Origin of the sequence: Sphingomonas sp. AOB5 (assembly GCF_029433115.1) — a bacterium.
Taxonomy (GTDB): Bacteria; Pseudomonadota; Alphaproteobacteria; order Sphingomonadales; family Sphingomonadaceae; genus Sphingomonas.
Map to the genome: position 1 here is coordinate 1 of NZ_JARNTV010000127.1, position 2,596 is coordinate 2,596.

Genomic DNA, 2,596 nt, shown 5'->3' on the forward strand with positions numbered 1-2,596 from the left:
CCGCTCCCCCACCCGGCCACCCATAGGTTACTATCGTGCTGGGTGGCCGGGTGGGGGAGCGGGCCGGTGCCGCCATCCGCGTGAGCGGATCAAACGGTAGCGACTTTTTGTGCTCGCCTGCCTATGTCGGGGGCATGGAAGCGGTGACGATCTGTGCGGATTGCGCGGTGCGCGACAAGGCGCTGTGCGGCGCGTTGAGCGATGTCGAGCTGGAGGCGCTCAACGCACTGGGGCGGCGGCGTGTGCTGAAGCGCGGCGAGACGCTGATCTGGGCGGGCGAGGAAAGCGCGGTCTGCGCCAACCTCCTGTCCGGCGTGCTCAAGCTGGAAGCAAGCACCGCGGACGGGCGCGAACAGATTGTCGGGCTGCTCTATCCCGCCGATTTCGTCGGCCGACCCTATGCCGGCGAAGCCGAGTTCAGCGTGACTGCGGTGAGCGATGCCGAGCTGTGCGTGTTCCCGCGGGCGCCGTTCGAAGCGGTGCTGGAAGACCATGTGCGGATGGAGCGGCTGTTGCTGCAGCGGACCTTCGCCGCGCTGGACGAAGCGCGCGGGCGGATGCTCTCGCTCGCCCGGCTCAGCGCGGGCGAGAAGGTGGCGGGCTTCCTGCTCGACATGGCCGACCGGGCGGGCGGGTGCCGCGCGACGGGCTTCGGTCCGGTGACGTTCGACCTGCCGCTGACCCGCGGCGAGATGGCCGAGATATTGGGGCTGACGATCGAGACGGTAAGCCGGCAGCTCAGCCGGTTGAAGGAAGCCGGTGCGATCGCGTTACCGGGTGCGCGCGGCGTGACGATCCGGGATCGGGCTGCGCTGGAGGCGGCTGCCGCTACAGCGTAACGCCGCGTTTCCAGATGGCGATCTCGCGTTCGCCATTCTTTTCGGCGGCGGTTTCCTTGCCCGAGGCGATGGCGCAGATCGTGTCGAGCAGCGCGTCGCGCGCGGCGTCCATGCCTTCTTCCAGCACCTGACCCGCGTCGAAATCGATCCAGCCGGGCTTGCGCGCGGCGAGATCGCTGTTCGAGGCGATCTTGATCGTGGGCACCGGGAAACCGAGCGGCGTGCCGCGGCCGGTGGTGAACAGGATCGCGGTGGCGCCGGCGGCGGCAAGCGCCGTGGAGGACACCGCGTCGTTGCCGGGCGCTTCGAGCAGGGTCAGGCCGCGGGTGCGGACGCGTTCGCCATAATGGCGGACATCGGTGACGATGGCGTGGCCCGCCTTCTGCACCGCGCCGAGCGACTTTTCCTCCAGCGTGGTGATGCCGCCGGCGATGTTGCCGGGGGAGGGGTTCTCCGAAACCGGCTCGCCATGGCGGGTGAAATATGCCTTGAAGTCGTTCACCAGCGCGACGATCTCGCCGAACACCGCTTCGTCGGTGGCGCGATCCATCAGCAATTGCTCCGCGCCGAAGATTTCGGGGATTTCGGTGAGGATCGCGGTGCCGCCCGCCTCGGTCACCGCATCGCTCATCCGGCCGACCAGCGGATTGGCGGTGAGGCCGGAAAAGCCGTCCGATCCGCCGCATTTCACGCCCAAGACGAGCTCGGACAGCGGCGCGGGTTCGCGCCTGGCCTGCGATGCGGCTTCGACCAGTTCGGCGACGAGGGCGAGGCCTTCCTCGATCTCGTCGCTGGCCATCTGTGCGCCCAGCGTGCGGAGGTTGGGATGCGTCACCCCTTCGATCAGCTTGCTGGTCTGGTTGTTCTCGCAGCCAAGGCCGAGGATCAGCACGCCGCCGGCATTGGGATGGCTGGCGAGTGCGGCCAGGATATCGCGGGTGCCGCCCAGATCGTCGCCGAGCTGGGAGCAGCCGAAGGGGTGGGCGAAGGCGTGGATGCCGTCGACCTGTCCGGCGAAACGCGCCGCGGCCTTTTCCGCGATCTTCTGCGCGGTGCGGCCGACACAGCCGACGGTGGGGATGATCCAGATCTCGTTGCGGGTGCCGACCCGCCCGTCGGCGCGGCGATAGCCGAGGAAGCTGTGCGCGTCGGCAGCCGCTTCGGGCGCGTCGCCGGGGGCGTAGCGATAGCTGCCGCCGCCTTGCAGCGCGGTGCCGACATTATGGGTGTGGACATGCTCGCCCGGCGCGATCGCCTGCTTGGCCTTGCCGATGGGGAAGCCGAACTTGAGGACGGGATCGCCGGGCTGGATCGGCTTCACCGCGACCTTGTGGCCCTTGCCGACGGGTGCGGCCAGCGTGACGCCGAGCGCGGACTCGCCCGCGGCCATGTCGCGCAGCGCGGTGGCGACGCTGTCGCGTGGATCGATCTGGAACAGGGCCTCGCTCATCGTGCCGATATAGGCACACGCGGCGGCATGTGCAGCAGGGTGGGCGGGGCGATCATGCCGATCTCCGCATCGGGTGAGCCATTAGCGGTCATCGACCAGGATATCGCGACCGATATCGGCGATGCGGGTGCAGCCGGTGAGCGCCATGGCGATGCGCATCTCGGCATCGATCAGCTGGAGCAAATGGGTCACGCCGGCCTCGCCCCGCGCACCCAGCGCATAGGCCCAGGCGCGGCCAAGCAGCACGCCGCGCGCGCCGAGCGCGAGCATCCGCACCACGTCCAGCCCCGAGCGGACGCCGCCATCG

3 protein-coding genes are annotated in these 2,596 nt (G+C 69.2%); 1 reads left to right on the forward strand and 2 read right to left on the reverse strand.

Annotation, left to right across the window (positions count from 1 at the left end; translation table 11 throughout):
- Positions 1-134 precede the first annotated feature (134 nt).
- Complete coding sequence (locus tag P1X14_RS21945) at positions 135-839, forward strand: Crp/Fnr family transcriptional regulator (RefSeq protein ID WP_277317551.1); 705 nt, start codon at positions 135-137, stop codon at positions 837-839.
- Here P1X14_RS21945 and P1X14_RS21950 read toward each other — a convergent pair.
- Positions 829-2,289: an altronate dehydratase family protein gene (locus P1X14_RS21950; RefSeq protein WP_277317552.1), complete on the reverse strand. Its 1,461-nt coding sequence runs from the start codon at positions 2,287-2,289 to the stop codon at positions 829-831. The two genes, P1X14_RS21945 and P1X14_RS21950, sit on opposite strands and share 11 nt — an antisense overlap.
- A gap of 81 nt (positions 2,290-2,370) precedes the next feature.
- Positions 2,371-2,596, reverse strand: a 226-nt coding sequence (locus P1X14_RS21955) for an alpha-hydroxy-acid oxidizing protein (RefSeq protein WP_277317553.1), incomplete at its 5' end; no start/stop codon positions are given.